This window comes from uncultured Porphyromonas sp., from assembly GCF_938046015.1.
In the GTDB taxonomy this organism is placed as follows: Bacteria; Bacteroidota; Bacteroidia; order Bacteroidales; family Porphyromonadaceae; genus Porphyromonas.
This window is the reverse complement of the sequence record NZ_CALIXW010000035.1, coordinates 107,867-126,852: the sequence shown is the minus strand read 5'-3', so window position 1 is coordinate 126,852 and position 18,986 is coordinate 107,867. Positions and strand designations below refer to the sequence as shown.

General features: G+C 63.2%; 14 protein-coding genes. 6 read left to right on the top strand and 8 right to left on the bottom strand.

Features of this window, described 5'->3' with window-relative positions; genetic code table 11:
- Positions 1-300: 300 nt before the first annotated feature.
- Together Q0248_RS03905 and Q0248_RS03900 are read left to right on the top strand one after the other, a co-directional pair.
- The gene (locus tag Q0248_RS03905) at positions 301-2,664 is read left to right on the top strand and encodes an outer membrane beta-barrel protein (RefSeq protein ID WP_299319942.1); all 2,364 of its coding nucleotides are present in this window, start codon (positions 301-303) and stop codon (positions 2,662-2,664) included.
- A gap of 6 nt (positions 2,665-2,670) precedes the next feature.
- Complete coding sequence (locus Q0248_RS03900) at positions 2,671-3,744, top strand: OmpA family protein (protein WP_299319941.1); 1,074 nt, start codon at positions 2,671-2,673, stop codon at positions 3,742-3,744.
- Positions 3,745-3,987: 243 nt separating this feature from the next.
- On the opposite strand, the gene Q0248_RS03895 is transcribed toward Q0248_RS03900, so the two are convergent.
- The 8 genes from Q0248_RS03895 to Q0248_RS03860 form a co-directional block, all read right to left on the bottom strand.
- On the bottom strand, positions 3,988-4,293 hold the full coding sequence (locus tag Q0248_RS03895; protein WP_299319939.1) for a glutaredoxin-related protein: 306 nt from the start codon (positions 4,291-4,293) through the stop codon (positions 3,988-3,990).
- 411 nt (positions 4,294-4,704) lie between these two features.
- Positions 4,705-7,935 (bottom strand): S41 family peptidase, encoded by a 3,231-nt coding sequence (locus Q0248_RS03890; protein ID WP_299319936.1) that lies wholly within the window; start codon positions 7,933-7,935, stop codon positions 4,705-4,707.
- A 67-nt stretch (positions 7,936-8,002) separates the two neighbouring features.
- Positions 8,003-9,028, bottom strand: a complete 1,026-nt coding sequence (locus Q0248_RS03885; protein ID WP_299319997.1) for an RluA family pseudouridine synthase — start codon at positions 9,026-9,028, stop codon at positions 8,003-8,005.
- Between the two features lie 212 nt (positions 9,029-9,240).
- The gene (locus tag Q0248_RS03880) at positions 9,241-9,894 is read right to left on the bottom strand and encodes a PASTA domain-containing protein (protein ID WP_299319934.1); all 654 of its coding nucleotides are present in this window, start codon (positions 9,892-9,894) and stop codon (positions 9,241-9,243) included.
- A gap of 23 nt (positions 9,895-9,917) precedes the next feature.
- On the bottom strand, positions 9,918-10,649 hold the full coding sequence (locus Q0248_RS03875) for an ATP-binding cassette domain-containing protein (RefSeq protein ID WP_299319931.1): 732 nt from the start codon (positions 10,647-10,649) through the stop codon (positions 9,918-9,920).
- Positions 10,650-10,653: 4 nt separating this feature from the next.
- A complete protein-coding gene (locus Q0248_RS03870; RefSeq protein ID WP_299319928.1) occupies positions 10,654-11,400 on the bottom strand; it encodes an ABC transporter permease in 747 nt (248 codons plus the stop codon).
- Between the two features lie 36 nt (positions 11,401-11,436).
- Positions 11,437-12,069, bottom strand: a complete 633-nt coding sequence (locus Q0248_RS03865) for an outer membrane lipoprotein carrier protein LolA (protein ID WP_299319925.1) — start codon at positions 12,067-12,069, stop codon at positions 11,437-11,439.
- Positions 12,070-12,104: 35 nt separating this feature from the next.
- Positions 12,105-14,660, bottom strand: a complete 2,556-nt coding sequence (locus Q0248_RS03860; RefSeq protein ID WP_299319922.1) for a DNA translocase FtsK — start codon at positions 14,658-14,660, stop codon at positions 12,105-12,107.
- A 542-nt stretch (positions 14,661-15,202) separates the two neighbouring features.
- On the opposite strand from Q0248_RS03860, the gene cysS reads away from it, so the two are divergent.
- From cysS to Q0248_RS03840, 4 genes are read left to right on the top strand one after another with little or no spacing between them, the layout of a single operon-like run.
- The gene (gene cysS, locus Q0248_RS03855) at positions 15,203-16,675 is read left to right on the top strand and encodes a cysteine--tRNA ligase (RefSeq protein ID WP_299319921.1); all 1,473 of its coding nucleotides are present in this window, start codon (positions 15,203-15,205) and stop codon (positions 16,673-16,675) included.
- 2 nt (positions 16,676-16,677) lie between these two features.
- Positions 16,678-17,670, top strand: coding sequence for a glycosyltransferase (locus Q0248_RS03850; RefSeq protein ID WP_299319919.1), 993 nt, complete (start codon positions 16,678-16,680; stop codon positions 17,668-17,670).
- Positions 17,663-18,271 (top strand): DUF5106 domain-containing protein, encoded by a 609-nt coding sequence (locus Q0248_RS03845; protein WP_299319916.1) that lies wholly within the window; start codon positions 17,663-17,665, stop codon positions 18,269-18,271. The genes Q0248_RS03850 and Q0248_RS03845 overlap by 8 nt, the downstream gene beginning before the upstream one ends.
- Positions 18,261-18,908: a winged helix DNA-binding protein gene (locus Q0248_RS03840; RefSeq protein WP_299319914.1), complete on the top strand. Its 648-nt coding sequence runs from the start codon at positions 18,261-18,263 to the stop codon at positions 18,906-18,908. Before Q0248_RS03845 ends, Q0248_RS03840 begins: the two co-directional genes overlap by 11 nt.
- Positions 18,909-18,986 lie beyond the last annotated feature (78 nt).

The window sequence follows — 18,986 nt, the reverse complement described above, 5'->3', positions numbered from 1 at the left end:
CGCAGGCTATTTCCCCGCGCCCACCCCTAGGACTCACCTTGGGCTAACTTAGCCTTCACGAGCTCCAGTCCAGCCTCTGCCTGCGGGCTGAGCGCGCGGGGGGGAGCTCCAAGGGAGGGCTGCAAGCGGCGGTCTAAAAGTAGCGGGAGAAGGCTCAGAATCGAGGAATAATGAACCTTTAAGCGAAATCTTGCTTTCTATTGTAGCAACTCATATTTTACTTATCTTTGCAATGGAGTAGCGCGCTCTTTAGGGAGACGTACGCTCTATTTGATTGTGTAACACCATACACGTATGCATATGAAAAAACTCTCTATCGTATTGTGCGCTTCGCTGCTCGCAGGTATCAGCAGCCAAGCTCTAGCACAGGTACAGGATGTCAGCTTCACCGTGGCCCCCGTCGTCGGCTATACCCAGTGGAGCAAGAAGCTTAACCTTGGCGATGCTCCCTACTGGGGGATCCGTGCTGGCTTCGGCTTCGGTCCCCTCTTCGAGATCCGTGGGCTCTATGAGCGCAGCTATGACCTTAAGGGCAAGACCAAGGACACGCGTCCCGACTGGGCAGCTAAGTGGCTCGACAAGCTCGACGACTCCAACGCCGACATCGAGCGCCTCGGCGGTGAACTCAAGCTTAACCTCTGGTCCAATGCCGTCGTTACCCCCTACCTCACCGCAGGCGGTGGTGTGATGAAGTTCACCTACACGGGCAAGCCCGTCGGTGGCCTGACGCAGGACTACAAGGAAGAGCAGATCTACGGCGCAGGTGGCCTCGGTCTGAAGTTCAACATGGGTCAGCGCGTCGCCCTCTCGCTGGAGGGGAAGGACCTCATGTTCAACGTCAACGGCAACAACCGCTTCCTCACCGACGCGACCAACGGCAGCAAGCTGCTGCACAACTGGACGGGGCAGGCCTCGCTGGACATCTACTTCGGCGGTAGCACCTCGCAGCCTAGCGACGCCGTATCTCGCGCCTACAAGAACCTCTACACCGATGGCTTCCGCGGCCTCAAGTTCGTCCTCGAGCCCGGCGTAGCCTATGTAGACTTCGCCAACAACACGGGCTATGCTGACCAGTGGTTCGTCGGGGGATCTGCAGGGGTAGACTTCAGCAGCATCTTCGGCCTGCGTGGCTTCTACTACCAGGCTACCGAGAAGCCCCAGACGCTCAAGCTGAACTTCAACGATCAGCTAGCTATGTACGGGGGGAACTTTATCGCTCGCCTCAACATGCCCCTAGGTCTGACGCCTAGCCTCAATATCGGTGCAGGTTACCTCGATGCAGGTAAGAAGTACGTCGGTGACGGCAGCGGGGTCAAGCCCGAGAGCGGTCTCTTCCTCTTCGGAGGTGCTGGGCTCGAGATCCCCCTGCACCGCTACGTCGCCCTCTACGGGAATGTCAACGCCATGCTGACGCAGCGCGGCAATCCCGACATCACGGAGGTGACCAACCCCGAGCAGGTCAAGGTCGCTACCTTCTACCAGGCTGGCCTACGCTTCAACCTCGGTCGCTCTGCGCGCGATGGCCGCGCTCTCTACGAGAACTACAGCCAGGAGAACGTCAACAGCGCCCTTGCTGAGGCCAACGAAGCCAACCTACAGGAGCTGAACAAGCTGCGCGCCAAGTACGACGCACGCATCCAGAAGCTCAACAAGCAGCTGGAGGAAGCTGTAGCCCGTCAGGACACGGCCTCCGCTGTACGTATCCTCGAGGAGAAGCAGCGCGTGACAGCCAGCGCCAGCACCACCGAGAAGAAGGTGCAGCAGACACAGAATGCACCCCGCACGGTGACGCTGACCACGACGCAGTTCGAGCAGCTCGTACGCCGCGTCATCAGCGACCTGGAGAAGAGCAAGACGCCCGCTACCAACTCGCTCTCCGCCATCACCTCGAGCCAGCTCTCCGACCTCGACAAGATCCTCCTGCTGAATGCGCTCTACCACAACCCCCAGGCTACGCAGCTCGCTCTGCCCGCTGTAGCTCCCGCTCAGCCCGTACAGCAGGGTACAGCTCAGCCCGACGCACAGCAGGTAGATGCCAATATCGCGCTGGTCAAGCGCCTCGATCAGGTCATCGACCGCCTGGACGCCATCAACAGCAACCAGGAGGCTACCGCCAAGGCCACTACGACCGTAGCGCGCAAGGCCAGTGAGACGACGACGCTCGTAGCTCCTATGGCACAGCAGACCAAGCAGCACATCATCGTAGCTGATCGCGACGATGAGGGCAAGATCCAGGCACAGGAGATCCGTGTCAAGGAGGCTAGCGAGCCCGCCTTCACGCTGACCCGTGCAGGCTTCTTCGTAGCCCCTAACTTCGGTGATCAGTTCCAGCTGAACGCTGGTGTACGTGCCTATGCCCAGATCGGACAGTCGAAGTTCGACCTCGTACCCGACTTCTACTACGGCTTCGGCAGCACGAACGGCGTCGGGCTCAATGCCAATCTGCACTACAACCTGCCTAAGTTCCTGGGCGCTAACTTCTCGCCCTACCTCGGCGTAGGTCTTGGCTACAACAAGGTCGGTGCTACCAAGCGCTTCCTCCCCAACTATATCCTCGGCGCTCGTCTGGATAAGGTGCTGGGTGGCGCGCTCTCGCTCGACTACACGGTACGTGGTGCCCTGCGCAACAATCAGATCGCTGTCGGCTACAGCTTCAACCTCTAGTGCGCTATGAAGTCGCTTAAGACCAAGAGCCTGCTACTAGCCCTTACGCTCCTCGGAGCAGCGGGCACCGAGCTCCGTGCCCAGAGCACGGACTCGGTCGCCCAGCTCCAGGTGAGCCGCGTGGACAGCGTGATCACGCTGACCGAGGATGAGCTGGTGGCTGGCCTACGCGCCATCGCTGAGGCCTGGCAGGCTCGTCAGCAGCAGGTAGTCCCCCAGCAGACAGAGCTCGCTCGTGTGCTGAAGCTCCAGCTGCTGCTCAATAGCCTCGGGCTAAGTGCTGCCCAGCGCCCCGTGCAGCCCATCGTGGCTGGGACGGCTCCCGCGCAGCGCGTGTACTACCCCGATCGCTATGGCTATGCGCGTAGCTACCAGCAGCCCCAGCAGCAGTACCAGGACCTCGCTAGTGGCGCTCGCCTGGAGCGTCTGGAGCGTCTCCTGGAGCTGAGCCTCCTGCAGCGCCAGGCGGAGCAGAAGGTCACGACGCTGCCCGCAGCGCAGGCTCGTGCAGCACGTCAGACCAATGACTCGCTGCTCTACCTCCTACACCAGGAGCTCGGAGCTCTACGCCAGGAGCGTGAGGCGCTGCGTCAGCAGCCCAGCCAGGTGCAGCAGCAGCCTCAGCAGCAGCCCACCACGACGCAGATCGTGATGCCTGCCGTGCCCCTGCAGCCAGCACAGCCTGTCCAGCAGCCCGTGATGCCCCTGCAGCCGCTGCAGCCCGCTCAGCCTACGAGCGAACTATCGGATGCGCTGCTGGTGACCTACTTCAAGCGCCAGGTCTTCTTCGCCGTAGGCCGCAGCGAACTGCTGCCCGAGGCACGCCTGACGCTCAACGAGGTCTACCGCTTCCTCAGCCAGGACAGCCAGCTGCGCCTCTTCCTCACGGGCTTTGCTTCCCCTGAGGGAAACGCTAAGCGCAATGCGAGCCTAGCCGAGCAGCGCAGCCGCGCCGTCTTCGACTACCTCGTCAGCTGCGGCGTCTCCCGTGACCGCCTCGTGGCTGTCGCTGGAGGTGTAGACCGCAACACCGATCTCTACGGCGTCGCACGTCGCGTAGATATCGAGCTGAAGAAGTAAAGCCACTCCCCACGAGCACGCTCCATATAAGGCGTGCCGCATAGACAAGGAAGCCCCCGAGGCGCTCACCGATGTGAGCAGCCTCGGGGGCTTCGCTATTAGAGCCGTATGCCTAGGTGCTAGGGACGAAGGTCAGAGCAGGCTGAGCCCCCAGCCTCCTGAGACTAAGGACGGGCATGAGGGAGCCTCTAGGAGCGGCCTAGACAAGGGTGGAGCCTTGTCCAGAAGCCGCTAGCGGGCAGCCTAGCAGCCCGAGCCGTCGATGCTGCAGGCAGTACCTGCGGCGACACCCGCCGAGCGGCGCGACAGCCCAGCCTCCTCGGGGCGGAGCGTCACCGTACCGTCCTCGAGGACGAAGCAGGGGACACCTGCCCAGCCCTTACGCTTGGCGGCCTCAAAGGCAGGCTCGCTGTCACGGAGACGAAGGAAGGCCTTGAGGTGGCTGATGTGCGCCCCGATATCTATTACTTCGTAGCGGGCGTCGCCCTTGACCTGCTCCTCGACAGCTGCGCAGTCGGGGCAGCTGGGCATACCATATATCTTGATCATGATGCTTGGTGATGGGATGAAACTTAATAATCTATGCACTCTAGTAACTCCCAGGAGGCCTCCTAGGTTGCGACAGGCAAAGTCTCCCCTAGCTGAGGGGTAGGCAAGGGCAGTCCTCAACCGCTCACAAGGACAAGCTAAGGGCAAACCTTCGCCCGCCTACCTAAGGCCTTCCACGAGCCGACGAACCAAGGCGGAGCGCGAGCAGTGCCTACAGTCAGCGCCCGTGAGGGATATCCCTCACGGGCGCTGACTGCTATCCCTCACGACCGCCACCGACGTCCCTCAGCGCGCTGACTGATATCCCTCAGCGCCCCTCCCCCTAGTACGAAGCGACTCCGCCCCCGCTATGCTCGTATGGAGCACAGCGGGGGCGGAGTCTTCCTATAGTATCTATCGGAGGCTGCGGGGCTACTTGCCCAGCACCTCGACGGCCTTCAGTAGCTGCGTGTCAACGCCCTTGAGCACCTTCTCAGGATCGAGTGGAATGATGACGTCGGGTATCATCTGAGTATTCTCCAGATAGGTCCCCTCAGCCGTGCGGTAGCCTACGGCAGGGATGCCGTAGTAGAGGCTGGGGTCGAGGAGCGTATCCCAGTTCACGCTGGTCATCGTACCTGCTACGGGCATCCCGACGACCTTGCCGATACGCTGGTGCTGATAGACCCAGGGCGTGCCGTGGGCATTGCTGTAGTCGGCCTCGCAGGTGAGCATGACGCTGGGCTTATTCCAGCGGCGGCTGGGCATCTCGCAGTAGTCCTTGCCACGCACCTCCTGCATCAGGTACTGCTTGCCCGAGAAAAAGACCTCGATATCCTCATGCAGACGCCCACCGCCGTTGTAGCGGATGTCGATGACGATGCCCTTGCGGTCGTAGTAGCGGCCGAGGGCCTCGGAGTAAACGGTGCGGAAGTGCTCGTCCCCCATCGAGGGGATATGCACGTAGCCGTACTTGCCGCCCGAGGCCTTATCTACCTCGGCGGCACGCTGCTTGACCCAGCGGCGATACAGCAGCGCCGAGAGCTGCCCTGCCGTGATGGGGCGGATGACCTCCTCATGCTCGCTGCCGTCGGTGCTGCGGAAGCGTACGAGGAGGCGCTTACCCGCCTTGTCGCTCAGCAGCGGGTAGTAGTCCATCCCCGCCTTGATCTGCTGCCCGTCGAGGGCGAGGATCAGCGCGCCCTGACGCAGACGCGAGTCGGAGCGGTCGAAGGGCCCCCCTGCGACCACCTCATCCACCACGAGCCCATCCCCCACGCGAGGCGAGGAGACGAAAAGGCCCAGCTCGGCGGTGGGGAAGGACGAGGGCGGCGTGCGGTAGCGCCCGCCCGTGTGGGAGACGTTGAGTTCGCCCAGCAGCTCGGCCAGTAGCTCAGCGAAGTCCTGTGAGTAGCTGATGTAGGGCAGGTAGCGGCGGTAGTGGTCGGTAAGCTTGGGCCAGTTCACGCCGTGCATATCCTTGCGGTAGAAGCGTGCTGCCTCCTCACGCACCACCTCCTCGTACATGGCGCGGCGCTCGGTAGCGCGGTCGATGGAGCGGCGTCCCGAGAGGCTGATGGGCTTGAGCGTCTCGCTGCGGGGATCAAATTTCTGCGGGGAGGCGCCGAGGATGAAGTAGGTCTTGCCCTCGCGGTCGCTGTCGAAGAAGGCGGAGCTCAGCCCCAGCTTGCGCAGCAGCCCCGTCGTATGCTTGCGGAGGTCGTGCACCCAGAGGTCGTAGCTGCCCTCCGTGGAGGAGAGGTAGTAGAGCTTCTGGCCGTCGGGGCTCATGATGAGGTCGCCGAGCGTGCCCGAGCGTGGGGTGAGGCGCACGGTACGCAGGTCGAGGTCGTCCCACTCCAGAAGGGTCTCCTTCTTGGCCGTGGCACTGGTCTTGGGCTCGGCCTTCGTGCTCGTGCTGTCGCTCTTAGCCTTGGCACGCTGCTTCTCCTGCTCCTTGTAGAGCTCCTGCTCCTCCTCGCTGCGGAGGTACTGCTCGTGGGCAGCGCGGTTGAGGAAGATCATCATCACGTCGGTCTGCGAGCCCCAGGAGGCGTGGTTGCGCATGCCGTAGCGCTCGGTCAGGTAGACCAGCGACTGCCCGTCGCGGCTCCAGCGAGGCGCCCAGCAGCGGTAGCCGCTGTTGGTGAGGTTGTAGACCTTGCCGTCTCCCGAGGTACTCACCAGGCCGATATCGCTATAGGGGGCGTGGTCGCGCGCCACGTAGGTGAGCGCCAGCCACTTGCCGTCGGGCGACCAGTTGAAGTCAATGGCGCCCGAGCGCTCGTGGGCATAGCGCCCGTCGGTGATCTGACGCGTCTTACCCGTACGGAGGTTGTGGATCATGATGCGCTCGCGGTCGAGGACGAAGGCCAGCTCCGTACCGTCGGGCGAGATCTGCGGGTACATCTGCTCGCCCGAGACGCCGAGCTCGAGACGCCGCTCGGTGATCTGGGTGGCGTTGGGGAAGTTCGGGTCCTCGCTGCGGGCGATGCGCGCCTCGTAGAGCGCCCAGCTACCGTCCTTGCAGCTGGCATAGATGAGGCTACGGCTGTCGCGGCCGAAGGTCACCCCACGGTCTACCTGCGATCCGAAGGTCACCTGCTTGGTCGTGGCGTAGTCGGCGCTGGTGACGAAGACATCCCCTCGGGAGATGAAGGCGATCTGCTTGCCGTCGGGCGAGACGGAGGAGGAGCCTAGGCTGCGGCTCATCGAGAGCGTCAGCTGCTCGCCCTCGCTGGAGTCGCGCACGATGCTAATGGGTACGCGCTGCTCGCGGCCGCCAGGGGCCAGCGTATAGATCTCGCCCGCGTAGCCGAAGCAGAGGAGCCCCGCCTGCGAGCTGGAGAGGAAGCGCACAGGGTCGCCCTTGAGCTGTGTGAGGGCGCGGGGCGTCGCAGCCGTGTCGTAGAGCGGGCGGCTGTAGACGTTCATCGAGCCCCCAGCGCGCTCACTGAGGAAGTAGAGGCTCTTGCCGTCGGGGCTATAGATGGGATCGCGGTCCTCGCCGTCGTGCTGCACGATCGGGCGGTAGCTGCCTCGGATGAGGTCGTACTCCCAGAGGTCACGACTGGCGGAGGAGGTATGATGCTTGCGCCAGGGGTCCTCGTAGCTCTTGATGTCCTGGTAGAGGAAGCGCTTGCCGTCGGCGCTGAAGTTGATCGCCTCGACGGGCGTAGCGGTGACGAGCTCGGGACGGCCGCCCGTGATGGGCACGCGGTAGAGCTCGGTGAGGAAGCTCGCAGGGTAGAGCGCCGAGGCCGCAGGATCCTGTAGGTGCGCCTTGAAGACGAGGTAGCGCCCGTCGGGCGTGAAGCACTGGGGCGTCTCTGTCCCCGAGTGGGTGGTCAGCTGGCGCAGCTCGCCCCCCGTCGCAGGGATCAGGTAGATATTCGTCCCCTCAGCATTGCGGTCGCTGGTGAAGGCGATATAGCGGCCATCGGGCGACCATACGGGCTGGCTCTCATGGCTGGCGGCGGTGGTCAGGCGGCGCGCTTCGCCCCCCGTCGTCGGGACCGTATAGATATCCCCCTGATAGGCAAAGGCGATCTGCCGACCATCGGGCGAGATGCTCGGGTAGCGCAGCCACAGCGGACGCTCCTGAGCTGCCAGCGTCGCCCCTGAGGCCAGGAGCAGCGTACATAGTACCGTGCGAAGAGTCATACGTGATAAGGAGTAAGGTGATAGATAGTAAAGCCAGACAGGTGGACGAGGCAGGGCCGCGAGCGGCCTAGTCCTTGTCCACCTGTGCTGCGTAGCCGCGCCAGCGCTCCAAGAGGAGCGCCAGATCGGACGGCAAGTCACTGTCGAAGGTCAGCTCCTGCCCCGTGTGCGGATGGACGAAGCCAAGGGTCTTGGCATGCAGGGCCTGCCGCGGGCAGAGGGTGAGGCAGTTCTGGACGAACTGTCGGTAGCGGGCGAACTGATTGCCCCATAGGATGCGGTCACCGCCGTAGCGCTCGTCGGCGAAGAGCGGGTGCCCAAGGTGCCGCATGTGGGCACGTATCTGATGCGTGCGCCCCGTCTCGAGGCGACACTCTACCCAGGAGACATAGGCCAGCTCCTCGAGGACAGTGTAGTGGGTAACGGCGTGCTTGCCCTTGTCGCTGCCCTCGGGGTAGACGGTCATCTGGAGGCGATCGCGCTCGTCGCGGCCTATATTGCCGACGATGGTGCCCTCGGGACTGTCGAAGCGTCCCCAGACGAGGGCGCGGTAGGTACGCTTGGTGGTCTTCTCGAAGAACTGACGCGACAGATGCGCCTTCGTCTCGGGGCGCTTGGCCACGACGAGCAGGCCGCTCGTGTCCTTATCGATGCGGTGCACGAGCCCCAGGCGTGGGTCCTCGGGGTCGTAATGCGGGTCGTCCTTGAGGTAATAGGCCAGGGCGTTGACGAGCGTCCCCGTATAGTTGCCATGCCCGGGATGGACGACGAGGCCCGCAGGCTTATTGACCACCAGGAGGTATTCGTCCTCGTAGACGATGTCCAGGGGGATATCCTCGGGGATGATCTCCAGCTGGCGGCGCGGACGGCGCAGCTGGAGCGTGACGACCTCGAGGGGCTTGATGCGGTAGTTGGCCTTGACGGGTCGATCCCCGACGAAGACATAGCCGCCCTCCAGTGCCTGCTGGATACGGCTGCGGGAGGTGTGGGGCATGCGCGTGGCGAGGAACTTGTCGATGCGCAGCAGCTCCTGCCCCTTGTCAGCGACGACACGGAAGTGCTCGTAGAGCGGCGTGCTGTCGGCGTGCGTCAGATAGGAGACGGCGGCGGGATCCCGCTCCTCGTCCTCCTCGTCCTCGAGGAGCTCCGCCTCCAGCTCGTCCGCTAGGGGCGCTTCGTCCCCTGCAGCCCCCAGCCGAGCCTCGCCCCCCTCAGGGCTGAGGGTAGAGCGCTGGCTACGCAGCTCCTCGGCGAGCTCTAGGGCGAGCTCAGCCTCGAGCTCATCCGCGGTAGGCTTAGGCGTGTCTACCACCAGTCCGTCGTATTTTCCTTCTTGGGCTCGGGGGTGACGGCGACGCTATCGGCAAGGCTATCGCGTCCCCAGCCCTCGATGAGGCGATCCAGGCCGAGCGTATCGACGACGGCCGTAGCTACATAGAGGTAGAGCTTGGTATTGACGGGCAGCTGCGTCCCCTGCGGGATGCTCTTGCCATCGGCCGTCTTGAGGTCGACGACCGAGCCCACGTAGCCCCCTGGGACGGTGCGCTGCTCGACCTCCTCGAAGCCTAGCCCGCGCAGCAGCGCCAGGATCTGGCGTGCCGACTGGTCCTTATAGGCAGGGATGGTCTGATTGCGCGGGTGCAGCCCGTTGATGGCGATGAAGAGCAGACGCCCAGCCTTGACGCGGCTGCCTGGGGCGGGGACGACATCGCGGATCGTCCCAGGACGAGCGGTCTTGGAGAAGGTCGAGTCATTGATCTCGTACTCCAGCCCGACGGACTTCAGGATCTGCTCGGCCTCGGCCAGCGTCTTGCCCCTGAGGTCGGGGATGACGACGCTATCGCCATGCTTGGTATAGAGGTCGAGCCCGTAGGTGAGGATGAGGACAAAGAGCAGGCTTAGCCCTATCATAAGGGCCAGATGTGTGAGGAGGGAGTCCTTGGTGAAGAGCTTCTTCATAGATTTGCTAGGGAGAGCGCAGGCTAGAGACGGCCCGCGTTGACGAAGAGGGTGACGGACTCGGGCGTGTCGGGGGAGTCGATGGTGGCGCTACTACCCTCCCACTCCTTGAGGCCGTTATGGATGTAGATGATCTTGTCCCCGATGGAGTGCACCGAGTTCATGTCATGGGTGTTGACGATGGTGGTGATGCCGTACTCGCGGGTGATCTCGTAGATGAGCTGGTCGATCACCATGGAGGTCTTAGGGTCAAGGCCAGAGTTCGGCTCGTCGCAGAAGAGGTAGCGGGGATTCAGGGCGATGGCGCGGGCGATGGCCGTGCGCTTCATCATCCCGCCGCTGATCTCGGCAGGGTACTTATTGGCTGCCTCTGCCAGCCCGACGCGCTCCAGCAGCTCCATAGCTCGGTGGTAGCGGCGGTCATAGCTCTCGCGGGAGAACATCTCCATAGGGAAGAGCACATTCTCCACCACCGTCATGCTGTCGAAGAGTGCCGAGCCCTGGAAGAGCATCCCCATCTCGCGGCGTAGCCCCAGCAGGCTAGGCTTGTCCATGCCCACCAGGTCGCGGCCGTCGTAGAGCACCTCCCCTACGTCGGGTGTGATGAGGCCGATCATGCACTTCACGAAGACGGACTTCCCCGCCCCGCTACGCCCGATGACGAGGTTGGTCTTACCGGCCTCGAAGGTGGCATCAATACCTTTGAGCACCTCCTTATCGCCGAAGCGCTTGTAGAGAGACTTTACTTGGATCATAGCGCTAGGTAAGCATGAGGTTGGTGAGCAGCACGTCGAAGAAGAGGATGAGCACGCTGCTATTGACGACGGCACGGGTACTGGACGAGCCCACCTGCAGGGCGCCACCCTTGACGCAGTAGCCGTAGTAGGAGGCTACCGAGGAGATGATGAAGGCGTAGACCAGGCTCTTGATGATGGAGTGGCCTACGTAGGCAGGGGTGAAGAAGAGCTGCAGCCCGTAGACATAGTCCTGGTGTGTCAGCCCGTTGGCCAGGTCGCAGGCGATGTAGCCCCCATAGATGCCCGTGATCATAGAGAAGACGGAGAGCACCGGGATGAAGCTCATGAAGCCGACGATCTTGGGCAGGATGAGGAAATTGGCCGAGTTGACCCCCATGATCTCCATGGCGTCGATCTGCTCAGTGACGCGCATCGTCCCCAGCTCGGAGGCGATGCTGGAGCCCACCTTCCCCGAGAGGATGAGGCACATCACCGTCGAGGAGAACTCTAGGATCATGATCTCACGCGCCGAGTAGCCTATGGTGAAGCGCGGGATGAGCGGGCTGGTCATATTGATCGACAGCTGGATGGTGATCACCGCCCCTATAAAGAAGGAGATGATGAAGACGATCCATATCGAGCCCACTCCGAGGCTGTAGATCTCCCGCACGACGGAGCGATGGAACATGTGCCAGCGTAGCGGCAGGGCGAAGGTGCGCCCCATGAGCTGCGTGTACTCACCGATGTTGGCTAGGACTTTGGATTGCATAGATGCACTGTAAGGGAAGGATAAGGGACTGGTCCGCTAGCGTAGGTCGATAACCTCGCAGCCGGGATAGCTACGCTCACTGAGCACATAGAAGGAGGCCGCGGCCGCACTGCGGTGGCTGGGCGCCCCGAGCTCGGCCGTCAGGCGACTCCCATCGCGCGCCACGAAGACGAGACGCGTAGGGCTGCCGCTCTTGGTCTGGAAGCTCGCCTCCACACTCCGTATATTACTCTTACCCTGGGGCACGAAGCGCACGAGGGTCGTCCCTGCGGGGGCTGGGAGCTGGCTGCTGGTGAAGCCCTGAGCACGCGAGCGGAGGAAGCGCAGCGGGTTGAGCTGCAGCAGCTCCTCCTCCGTGGGGCGCGAATGGGTCAGTGTCTCCTCGGCCTTGTCATAGTAGCTCAGCGTCCCCGAGCTGTAGACAGCAGTGATGCTGCCATACTCGAGACGGAAGGCATCCCCCTGTAGGTACATGCGCCCCTTGGTAGTGCCCTGCGGCTTGCCCGCACGGTCCTGGAGTCGTGTCACGAACTCCACCTGCGCCATACCCGAGCCGTAGAGGCTCGTCTCGGCGCGCTCGAGCAGCTGCGTCAGCTCTCGAGACTGCTGCGCCGAGGCGGGCAGGAGCCCGAGGATGAGGAGCAGTGCTCCGTATATCACTTGCTTCATATCTTGATCTCTAGAGTCAGCAGGCACGCCCTAGGCTACATCCTGTCGAGTAGCTGCTGTAGGCTGGCCTGATCCTTAATATATACCTCACGCGGCTTACTCCCCTCCTGCGGGCCGACGATGCCTGCTCCCTCGAGCTGGTCCATCAGGCGCCCTGCGCGGTTGTAGCCGATGTTGAACTTACGCTGTATGTAGGAGGTCGAGCCTACCTGCATCTGCACCACCAGGAGTGCCACCTCGTCGAAGAGGCTATCCTTCTCCTGCGGACTGAATCCCTTATCCTTAGCTCCATCCCCTCCCTCAGGAACGTACTCGGGGAGCTCATAGGCATATCCGAGGCTTTCCTGCGAGGCGATGTGCTCGACGATGAGCTCCGTCTCGGGCGTGTCCATGAAGGCACACTGCACGCGTATCATATCCTTGCCCTGATAGAAAAGCATATCCCCGCGGCCGATCAGCTGATTGGCTCCCGGCGAGTCAAGCACGGTGCGGGAGTCGACCATGGAGAATACCTTGAAGGCAATACGCGCTGGGAAGTTCGCCTTGATGAGCCCGGTGATGACATCGGTCGAAGGGCGCTGCGTGGCGATGACCATGTGGATGCCTGCGGCGCGCGCCTTCTGTGCCAGGCGGGCGATGGGCTGCTCCACCTCCTTGCCGACGGTCATCATCAGGTCGGCGAACTCGTCCACGATGAGCACGATGTAGGGCATCAGCTCGTGCCCATCAAGGCGGCGAAGCTCGCCCGAGCGTACCTGCTCGTTGTACTCCTTGATATTGCGCACGGCGCGGCCTGCCGTCTGGAGCTTGCGGTAGCGGTTGTCCATCTCGACGCAGAGCGAATTGAGCGTAGCCACCACCCTACTCATGTCGGTGATGATCGCCTTGTCCGAGTCGGGCAGCTTGGCTAGGAACTGGTGCTCGATCTCCTCGTAGATGGAGAACTCCAGCATCTTGGGGTCCACCATGACGAACTTGAGCTCCTCGGGGCGCTTGCTGTAGAGCAGCGAGGTGATCAGGGCGTTCAGGCCGACGCTCTTCCCCTGCCCCGTCGCCCCCGCGATCAGCAGGTGGGGCATCTTCACTAGGTCGAAGATAAAGGGCTCATTGGTGATCGTCTTCCCTATACCTACGGGGAGCTCCATGCGCTCCTGCTGCTCGCGGTACTTGCGCGAGGCGAGGATGCTACGCATCGAGACGGTCTGCGGATTGGAGTTAGGCACCTCGATACCGATCGTCCCCTGGCCAGGCATAGGAGCGATGATACGCACGCCCTCGCTCTTGAGTCCCATGGCGATATCGTCGTCCATAGCCTTGATGCGCGAGACCTTGATCCCCGAGTCGGGGATGACCTCGTAGAGCGTCACCGTCGGCCCGACGGTCGCCTTGCAGGGCGTGACGGGCATCTTGAAGCTCGCCAGCGTGTCGATGATCCGCTGCTTGTTGTGCTCGATCTCGTCCATGTCTATGCCCGTGGCACTCTGCTCGTAGTCGCGCAGCAGCTCGATCGAGGGCTTCTGATAGTGCGCCAGCTGTATGCCGGGGGCAAGCGAAGCGCGCTCAGGCAGCTCCTCCTCCACAAGGTCATCGGCAGGCGCCTGCTCGACGATCATCCCCCCACTGGGATCGAGGTCCGCCGTAGGCTCGGCGCCGAAGACGGGCTCAGACGTCCTGTAGGAGCTATAGCTGTCGTGCTCGGCCTCGGCACGCAAGGGTGCCTCGTGTGCCTGCTCCATCATCGGCGTGTAGGGCAGCTCCTCCTCGTAGAGCTCATCGGCGGCTAGCTCGGTGCGCTCCTCGGCTGCAGGGCTGGCGGTCTCATCAGCCTCGGGGTCGACTTCCCCAGGCCGACGCGTCCAGCGCTCCCAGAGGCTCGGACGGCGGAGACGAAGCTCGGGCGCCTTGATCGGCGGATGCTGCACGGCCTTGAGGATACGGTCGGAGCAGAGGATACTCACGATGATGACCGTCCCCAGGAGCAGCAAGAGGAGCCCCGAAGTCCCCAGGTGCAGCGCGAGCTGCTGGTAGTAATGTGCGCCCCAGGCTCCGCCGAAGACAAGGAAGGTATCCGAGGGCCAGAGCTGCTGCAGGCCTGTCAGAGCGATCGCGCTCCACAAGGTGAGGAAGCCCCAGAAGAGGAAGCGAGCCAGCGCACGGATCAGGCGCGAATGGCGGTCAAAGACGACATAGAGCGCCGTCTGGAAGCCAAAGGCGAAGAGGGCAAAGGTGCCGAAGCCGAAGAGCTCGTTGAAGAGGTAGTTCCCCATGCGTGCCCCGAGGAGGCCAAAGGGATTGCGCACCTCGAGCCCCAGCTCCTGCAGCTGCTGCGGCGTCAGGCTCGGATCGAGCAGACTCTGGTCTGCGCCCCCCGAGAAGAGGAAGCCCAGGACGGAGCAGAGGCAGAAGGCCAGGAGGAGGAGGAAGCTAAGCGCCAGGACGACCGCCATGCGGTTGTTATCTCTATTCTTAGAGAAGAGCCCACGCAGCCACTGCATGAGGCCTGCTGCCAGCGAGCCCTGAGCGCCCGTCGAGGACGTACGCTTGGCCTGCGATGATCGTTGTGCTTGCTTTGTCTGGGGTTGTTTCGCCATTGTGTGGATCTACTGGGGGCTAACCCCCATGCTTCTTTATCCTGCAAAAATACTCAAACGGCGGCACTTGCTCAAACGGCTCCTCCCCTCGCTCCCCGCCCAAGTGCGCCGCCAGCCCAAGCCGTCCAGCAGCCTAGCTCCAGCCCCTTCAGAGTCCTCGCCTTACCCAGCCTAGAGCGCCGCCGCCCTAAGGACTCCCGAAGGGGGCTCAAGCCCCCAGCGAGGCGAGTCCCCAGCCCGAGCGCCACGAGGGATATCCCTCAGCGCCGTGACTGGCGTCCCTCAGCCGCTTGACAGACGGCACTCAGCGCCTTGACTGATATCCCTCAGGAGGCCTCCCCCATTAGAGGCACGACACGCTGCCTTTAGACTAAGCGGAGCGGAGGGTATGCTCCCTACAGCTCTAGGAGGCTACTTGCCCCACGGCTCATTCCATAGGAGGCAAGGCACTGCGGTACGTCTAGCGGAGGGGGTGCGGGCTAAGGCGGGGACTTGTCGTATCTTTGCAGGAAGAACAATCAAGAACATCACCCACTCGCATTATGGAGCACCCACTGCACATATATAATAGCTTGACGCGCCGTCGGGAGCAGTTCGTCCCCCTGGCTGAGCCCCACGTCGGGCTGTACGTCTGCGGGCCTACGGTCTACGGCGATGCCCACCTAGGACACGCCCGCCCCGCCATCACCTTCGACATCCTCTTCCGCTTCCTCCGCCACCTCGGCTATAAGGTGCGCTACGTGCGCAACATCACTGACGTGGGTCATCTGGAGCATGATGCCGATTCGGGCGAGGACAAGATCGCCAAGAAGGCACGGCTCGAGCAGCTCGAGCCCATGGAGGTCGTGCAGTACTACCTCACGCGCTACCACGAGGCGATGGCCCAGCTCGGCGTCTTGCCCCCCAGCATCGAGCCGCAGGCCTCGGGGCACATCCTCGAGCAGATCGCCCTGACGCAGCAGATCCTCGATGCGGGCTTCGCCTACGTCAGCGAGGGCTCGGTCTACTTCGACGTCACCAAGTACGACCAGGTCTACGGCTATGGTGAGCTCAGCGGGCGACGTATCGAGGATATGCTCTCCAATACGCGTAGCCTCGACGGGCAGGACGAGAAGCGCAACCCACTGGACTTCGCCCTGTGGAAGAAGGCCCAGCCCGAGCACATCATGCGCTGGCCCAGCCCTTGGGGCGAAGGCTTCCCAGGCTGGCATGCCGAGTGCACGGCCATGGGACGTAAGTACCTCGGGGAGCACTTCGACATCCACGGCGGAGGTATGGACCTCGTCTTCCCGCACCACGAGTGCGAGATCGCTCAGGCCAAGGCCTCCCAGGGGGGGCACGAACTGGTGCGCTACTGGATGCACAATAATATGATCACCATCGAGGGGCAGAAGATGGGCAAGTCCCTGGGCAACTTCATCACCCTAGAGCAGTTCTTCACGGGCGAGCACCCCAAGCTGGTACAGGCCTACAGCCCGATGACGATACGCTTCTTCATCCTCAGCGCGCACTACCGCGGGACGGTGGACTTTAGCAATGAGGCCCTGCAGGCCGCGCAGAAGGGCCTGAGCCGCCTGCTGGATGCCGCCGCCCTCATCGACGGACTCAAGGCCAGCGCCACGAGCACGGTCGACATCACGGGCCTTGCCCAGCGCTGCCACGAGGCGCTCTGTGACGACCTCAATACGCCTATGGTCATCGCCGAGCTCTTCGACGCCGCACGTGTCATCAATGCCGTGCACAACCATCAGGCCACCATCACAGCAGCCGAGATTGAGGAGCTGAGCAGCACCTACCGCCTCTACCTCACCGAGCTGCTCGGGCTGGTGGATGAGCGCCAGGGCGATGGGGCAGCGCACGAAGCCTTCAGCGGCGCCGTGGACCTCCTGCTGAGCCTGCGTCAGGACGCCAAGAGCCGCAAGGACTGGACGACCTCCGACCGCATACGCGACGAGCTGACGGCCCTCGGCTTCACCATCAAGGATACCAAGGAGGGGACCGAGTGGGCACTCTAGCCATGCGCTACAGCTTCGTCATCCCCGTCTACAACCGCCCTGAGGAGCTCGAGGAGCTCCTCGGGAGCATCGTGCGGCTCAGAGGCGACTACACCTACGAGGTCGTCATCGTGGAGGACGGATCGACACGCAGCAGCGAGGAGGTCGTAGCGCGCTACCGACAGCAGCTGCCTAGCCTCGTCTACCTCGTCGTGCCCAACGGCGGCCCCTCTCGGGCGCGTAACCTCGGCGTGGCCGAGGCGAGCGGGGAGTACGTCCTCATCCTCGACTCGGACGTCGTCCTGCCTGAGGGCTACCTCGCGGCTGTCGACGCCGCGCTGCAGGATCCCACGGTGGAGGCCTTCGGCGGGCCCGACGCTGCCTCACCCGACTTCACACCCGTGCAGCAGGCCATCAACTACGCGATGACTTCACCCCTTACAACGGGCGGCATACGCGGGGGAAGCGCTGGGGCGATGGAGCAGTTCAAGCCCCGCAGCTTCAACCTCGGCTGCCGCCGCGAGCGCTATCTGGCACTGGGCGGCTTCGATGAGCGGATGCGCTTCGGTGAGGATATAGACTTCAGCCTCCGCCTCCTCGAGGCTGGGGCACGAACGATCCTCATCCCTGGGGCCTGGGTCTATCACAAGCGGCGCGTGGACTTCCGCAAGTTCTTCCGCCAGGTACATAACTCCGGCATCGCACGTATCCACCTCGAGACGCGTCACCCAGGGAGCACCCGTCTGGTGCACCTGCTACCCGCGGCCTTCACGGTCGTCTCCCTCCTCGCGATTACCTTCGGCTGGGGACGCTGCGGCTTGGTGGCTCTGGCGCTCCTATGGTTCGTCGATGCCCTGCAGCGTACGCGGGGCGGAGCAGAGGTCGCCGCACTCTCGGTCGTCGCCTGCTTCGTGCAGCTCTGGGGCTACGGCTCGGGCTTCCTGCGCGCTTGGTGGGGCAAGTACGTCCAGCACAAGCCCGAGTTCACAGCCTTCAAGGATAACTTCTATGACTAGCGCGCAGCTCGTCCTCTCCCTAGCCCTTGGCCTTCTGCTGAGTGCGGTGAGCTGTCGCCCCCAGCTGCAGCCCGACACGCGCTCTGGCCTCATCATCCCCGAGCGTATCATCAGCCCGCAGGCGCGCCTCGACTACGCCATAGCCCACTACTGGGACAAGAGCCCGCAGTGGACACCCGAGCGCGCCGCCGAGCTGGAGCTATGGATCGCCGACTACAGCGGGCTGATCGCAGGCCAAGCCCCCAGCAAGGTACGCCAGCCCCTCATCAGTAGTCTGGACTACATCCCGAGCGAACTGATCCCGCTGACGCTGGCTAGCTACCGCCGCCAGCTCCTAGACTCGGCCTCACTCCTACACGATGAGCACAGCTATGCCCTGCTCCTGCTCTGGGCCCGCCACAGCCCCAAGCTCGACTCTGCCCAGCAAGAGGGGGCACTCGAAGAGCTACGCCTGCTGCGTAAGCGCTGGAGTGGCCCCGCCCCCATCGACAGCCTCATCCTGCAGGATAGCCTGAGGCGTGCGGATAGCCTTGCTGCTAGCCCACAGCCCATTCCCCGCCCCCGACGAACCAAGCCACGCCCCATAGCCGATGAAGAGTAAGCGACTCCTCACCCAGCTCATCGAATACGTGGAGCTCTTCGAAGCCGCCTTCCCCGAGGCCGAGGAGCTGCACCTGGCGAGCTTCATCACCTTTGTGCAGAGCCTGCTGGAGGACCATAAGGCAGAGCAGTCCCAGCGCCCGAGCCTCGGCCAAGCGATGCCCCTAGAGGTCGACATAGCACGGCATCTGGCGCTGCTGCAGCGCTACTCCAAGAGCTACACCAAGCGCGCTCTGGCAGCCTCCGACACGCTGCAGAGCGAGGAGGAATACTCCTATCTCGTGAGTCTCATCAGCGGCCAGCCCCTGACGAAGACGGAGCTGAACACCCTCAACGCCCTAGAGAAAACCTCGGGCTCAGAGATCATCCGCCGCCTCGTACAGAAGGGGCTTGCCACCGAGCAGCCCGACGAGCGGGATCGCCGCAGCGTGCTCGTCTCCATCACCCCACGCGGTAGAGCCGAGCTGCAGAAGGTCTTCCCCCAGCTGCATCTGGCGGCCTCGCTCCTCTCCCAGCCCCTGCTGCCCGAGCAGAAGTCCACGCTGGGACTCCTGCTGAGCTACCTCTGTCAGGAGCACGGCGCACTCTACCCCGCCAAGAGCGACACGCCACTGGAGGAGCTGCTCCATAAGCCCTAGGCCACTCCCCCTGGGCTGTACCCTTGGCTCAGTCCCCAGCTCAAAGGTACCCAGCTCGCCTCCTGAGCACACTTAGAG

What these genes read in the sequence shown, in the direction of transcription:
- Q0248_RS03905 (WP_299319942.1), top strand. Translation starts at nt 301, where the DNA reads ATGAAAAAACTCTCTATCGTATTGTGCGCTTCGCTGCTCGCAGGTATC.
- Q0248_RS03900 (WP_299319941.1), top strand. Translation starts at nt 2,671, where the DNA reads ATGAAGTCGCTTAAGACCAAGAGCCTGCTACTAGCCCTTACGCTCCTC.
- Q0248_RS03895 (WP_299319939.1), bottom strand. Translation starts at nt 4,293, where the DNA reads ATGATCAAGATATATGGTATGCCCAGCTGCCCCGACTGCGCAGCTGTC.
- Q0248_RS03890 (WP_299319936.1), bottom strand. Translation starts at nt 7,935, where the DNA reads ATGACTCTTCGCACGGTACTATGTACGCTGCTCCTGGCCTCAGGGGCG.
- Q0248_RS03880 (WP_299319934.1), bottom strand. Translation starts at nt 9,894, where the DNA reads ATGAAGAAGCTCTTCACCAAGGACTCCCTCCTCACACATCTGGCCCTT.
- Q0248_RS03875 (WP_299319931.1), bottom strand. Translation starts at nt 10,649, where the DNA reads ATGATCCAAGTAAAGTCTCTCTACAAGCGCTTCGGCGATAAGGAGGTG.
- Q0248_RS03870 (WP_299319928.1), bottom strand. Translation starts at nt 11,400, where the DNA reads ATGCAATCCAAAGTCCTAGCCAACATCGGTGAGTACACGCAGCTCATG.
- Q0248_RS03865 (WP_299319925.1), bottom strand. Translation starts at nt 12,069, where the DNA reads ATGAAGCAAGTGATATACGGAGCACTGCTCCTCATCCTCGGGCTCCTG.
- Q0248_RS03860 (WP_299319922.1), bottom strand. Translation starts at nt 14,660, where the DNA reads ATGGCGAAACAACCCCAGACAAAGCAAGCACAACGATCATCGCAGGCC.
- cysS (WP_299319921.1), top strand. Translation starts at nt 15,203, where the DNA reads ATGGAGCACCCACTGCACATATATAATAGCTTGACGCGCCGTCGGGAG.
- Q0248_RS03850 (WP_299319919.1), top strand. Translation starts at nt 16,678, where the DNA reads ATGCGCTACAGCTTCGTCATCCCCGTCTACAACCGCCCTGAGGAGCTC.
- Q0248_RS03845 (WP_299319916.1), top strand. Translation starts at nt 17,663, where the DNA reads ATGACTAGCGCGCAGCTCGTCCTCTCCCTAGCCCTTGGCCTTCTGCTG.
- Q0248_RS03840 (WP_299319914.1), top strand. Translation starts at nt 18,261, where the DNA reads ATGAAGAGTAAGCGACTCCTCACCCAGCTCATCGAATACGTGGAGCTC.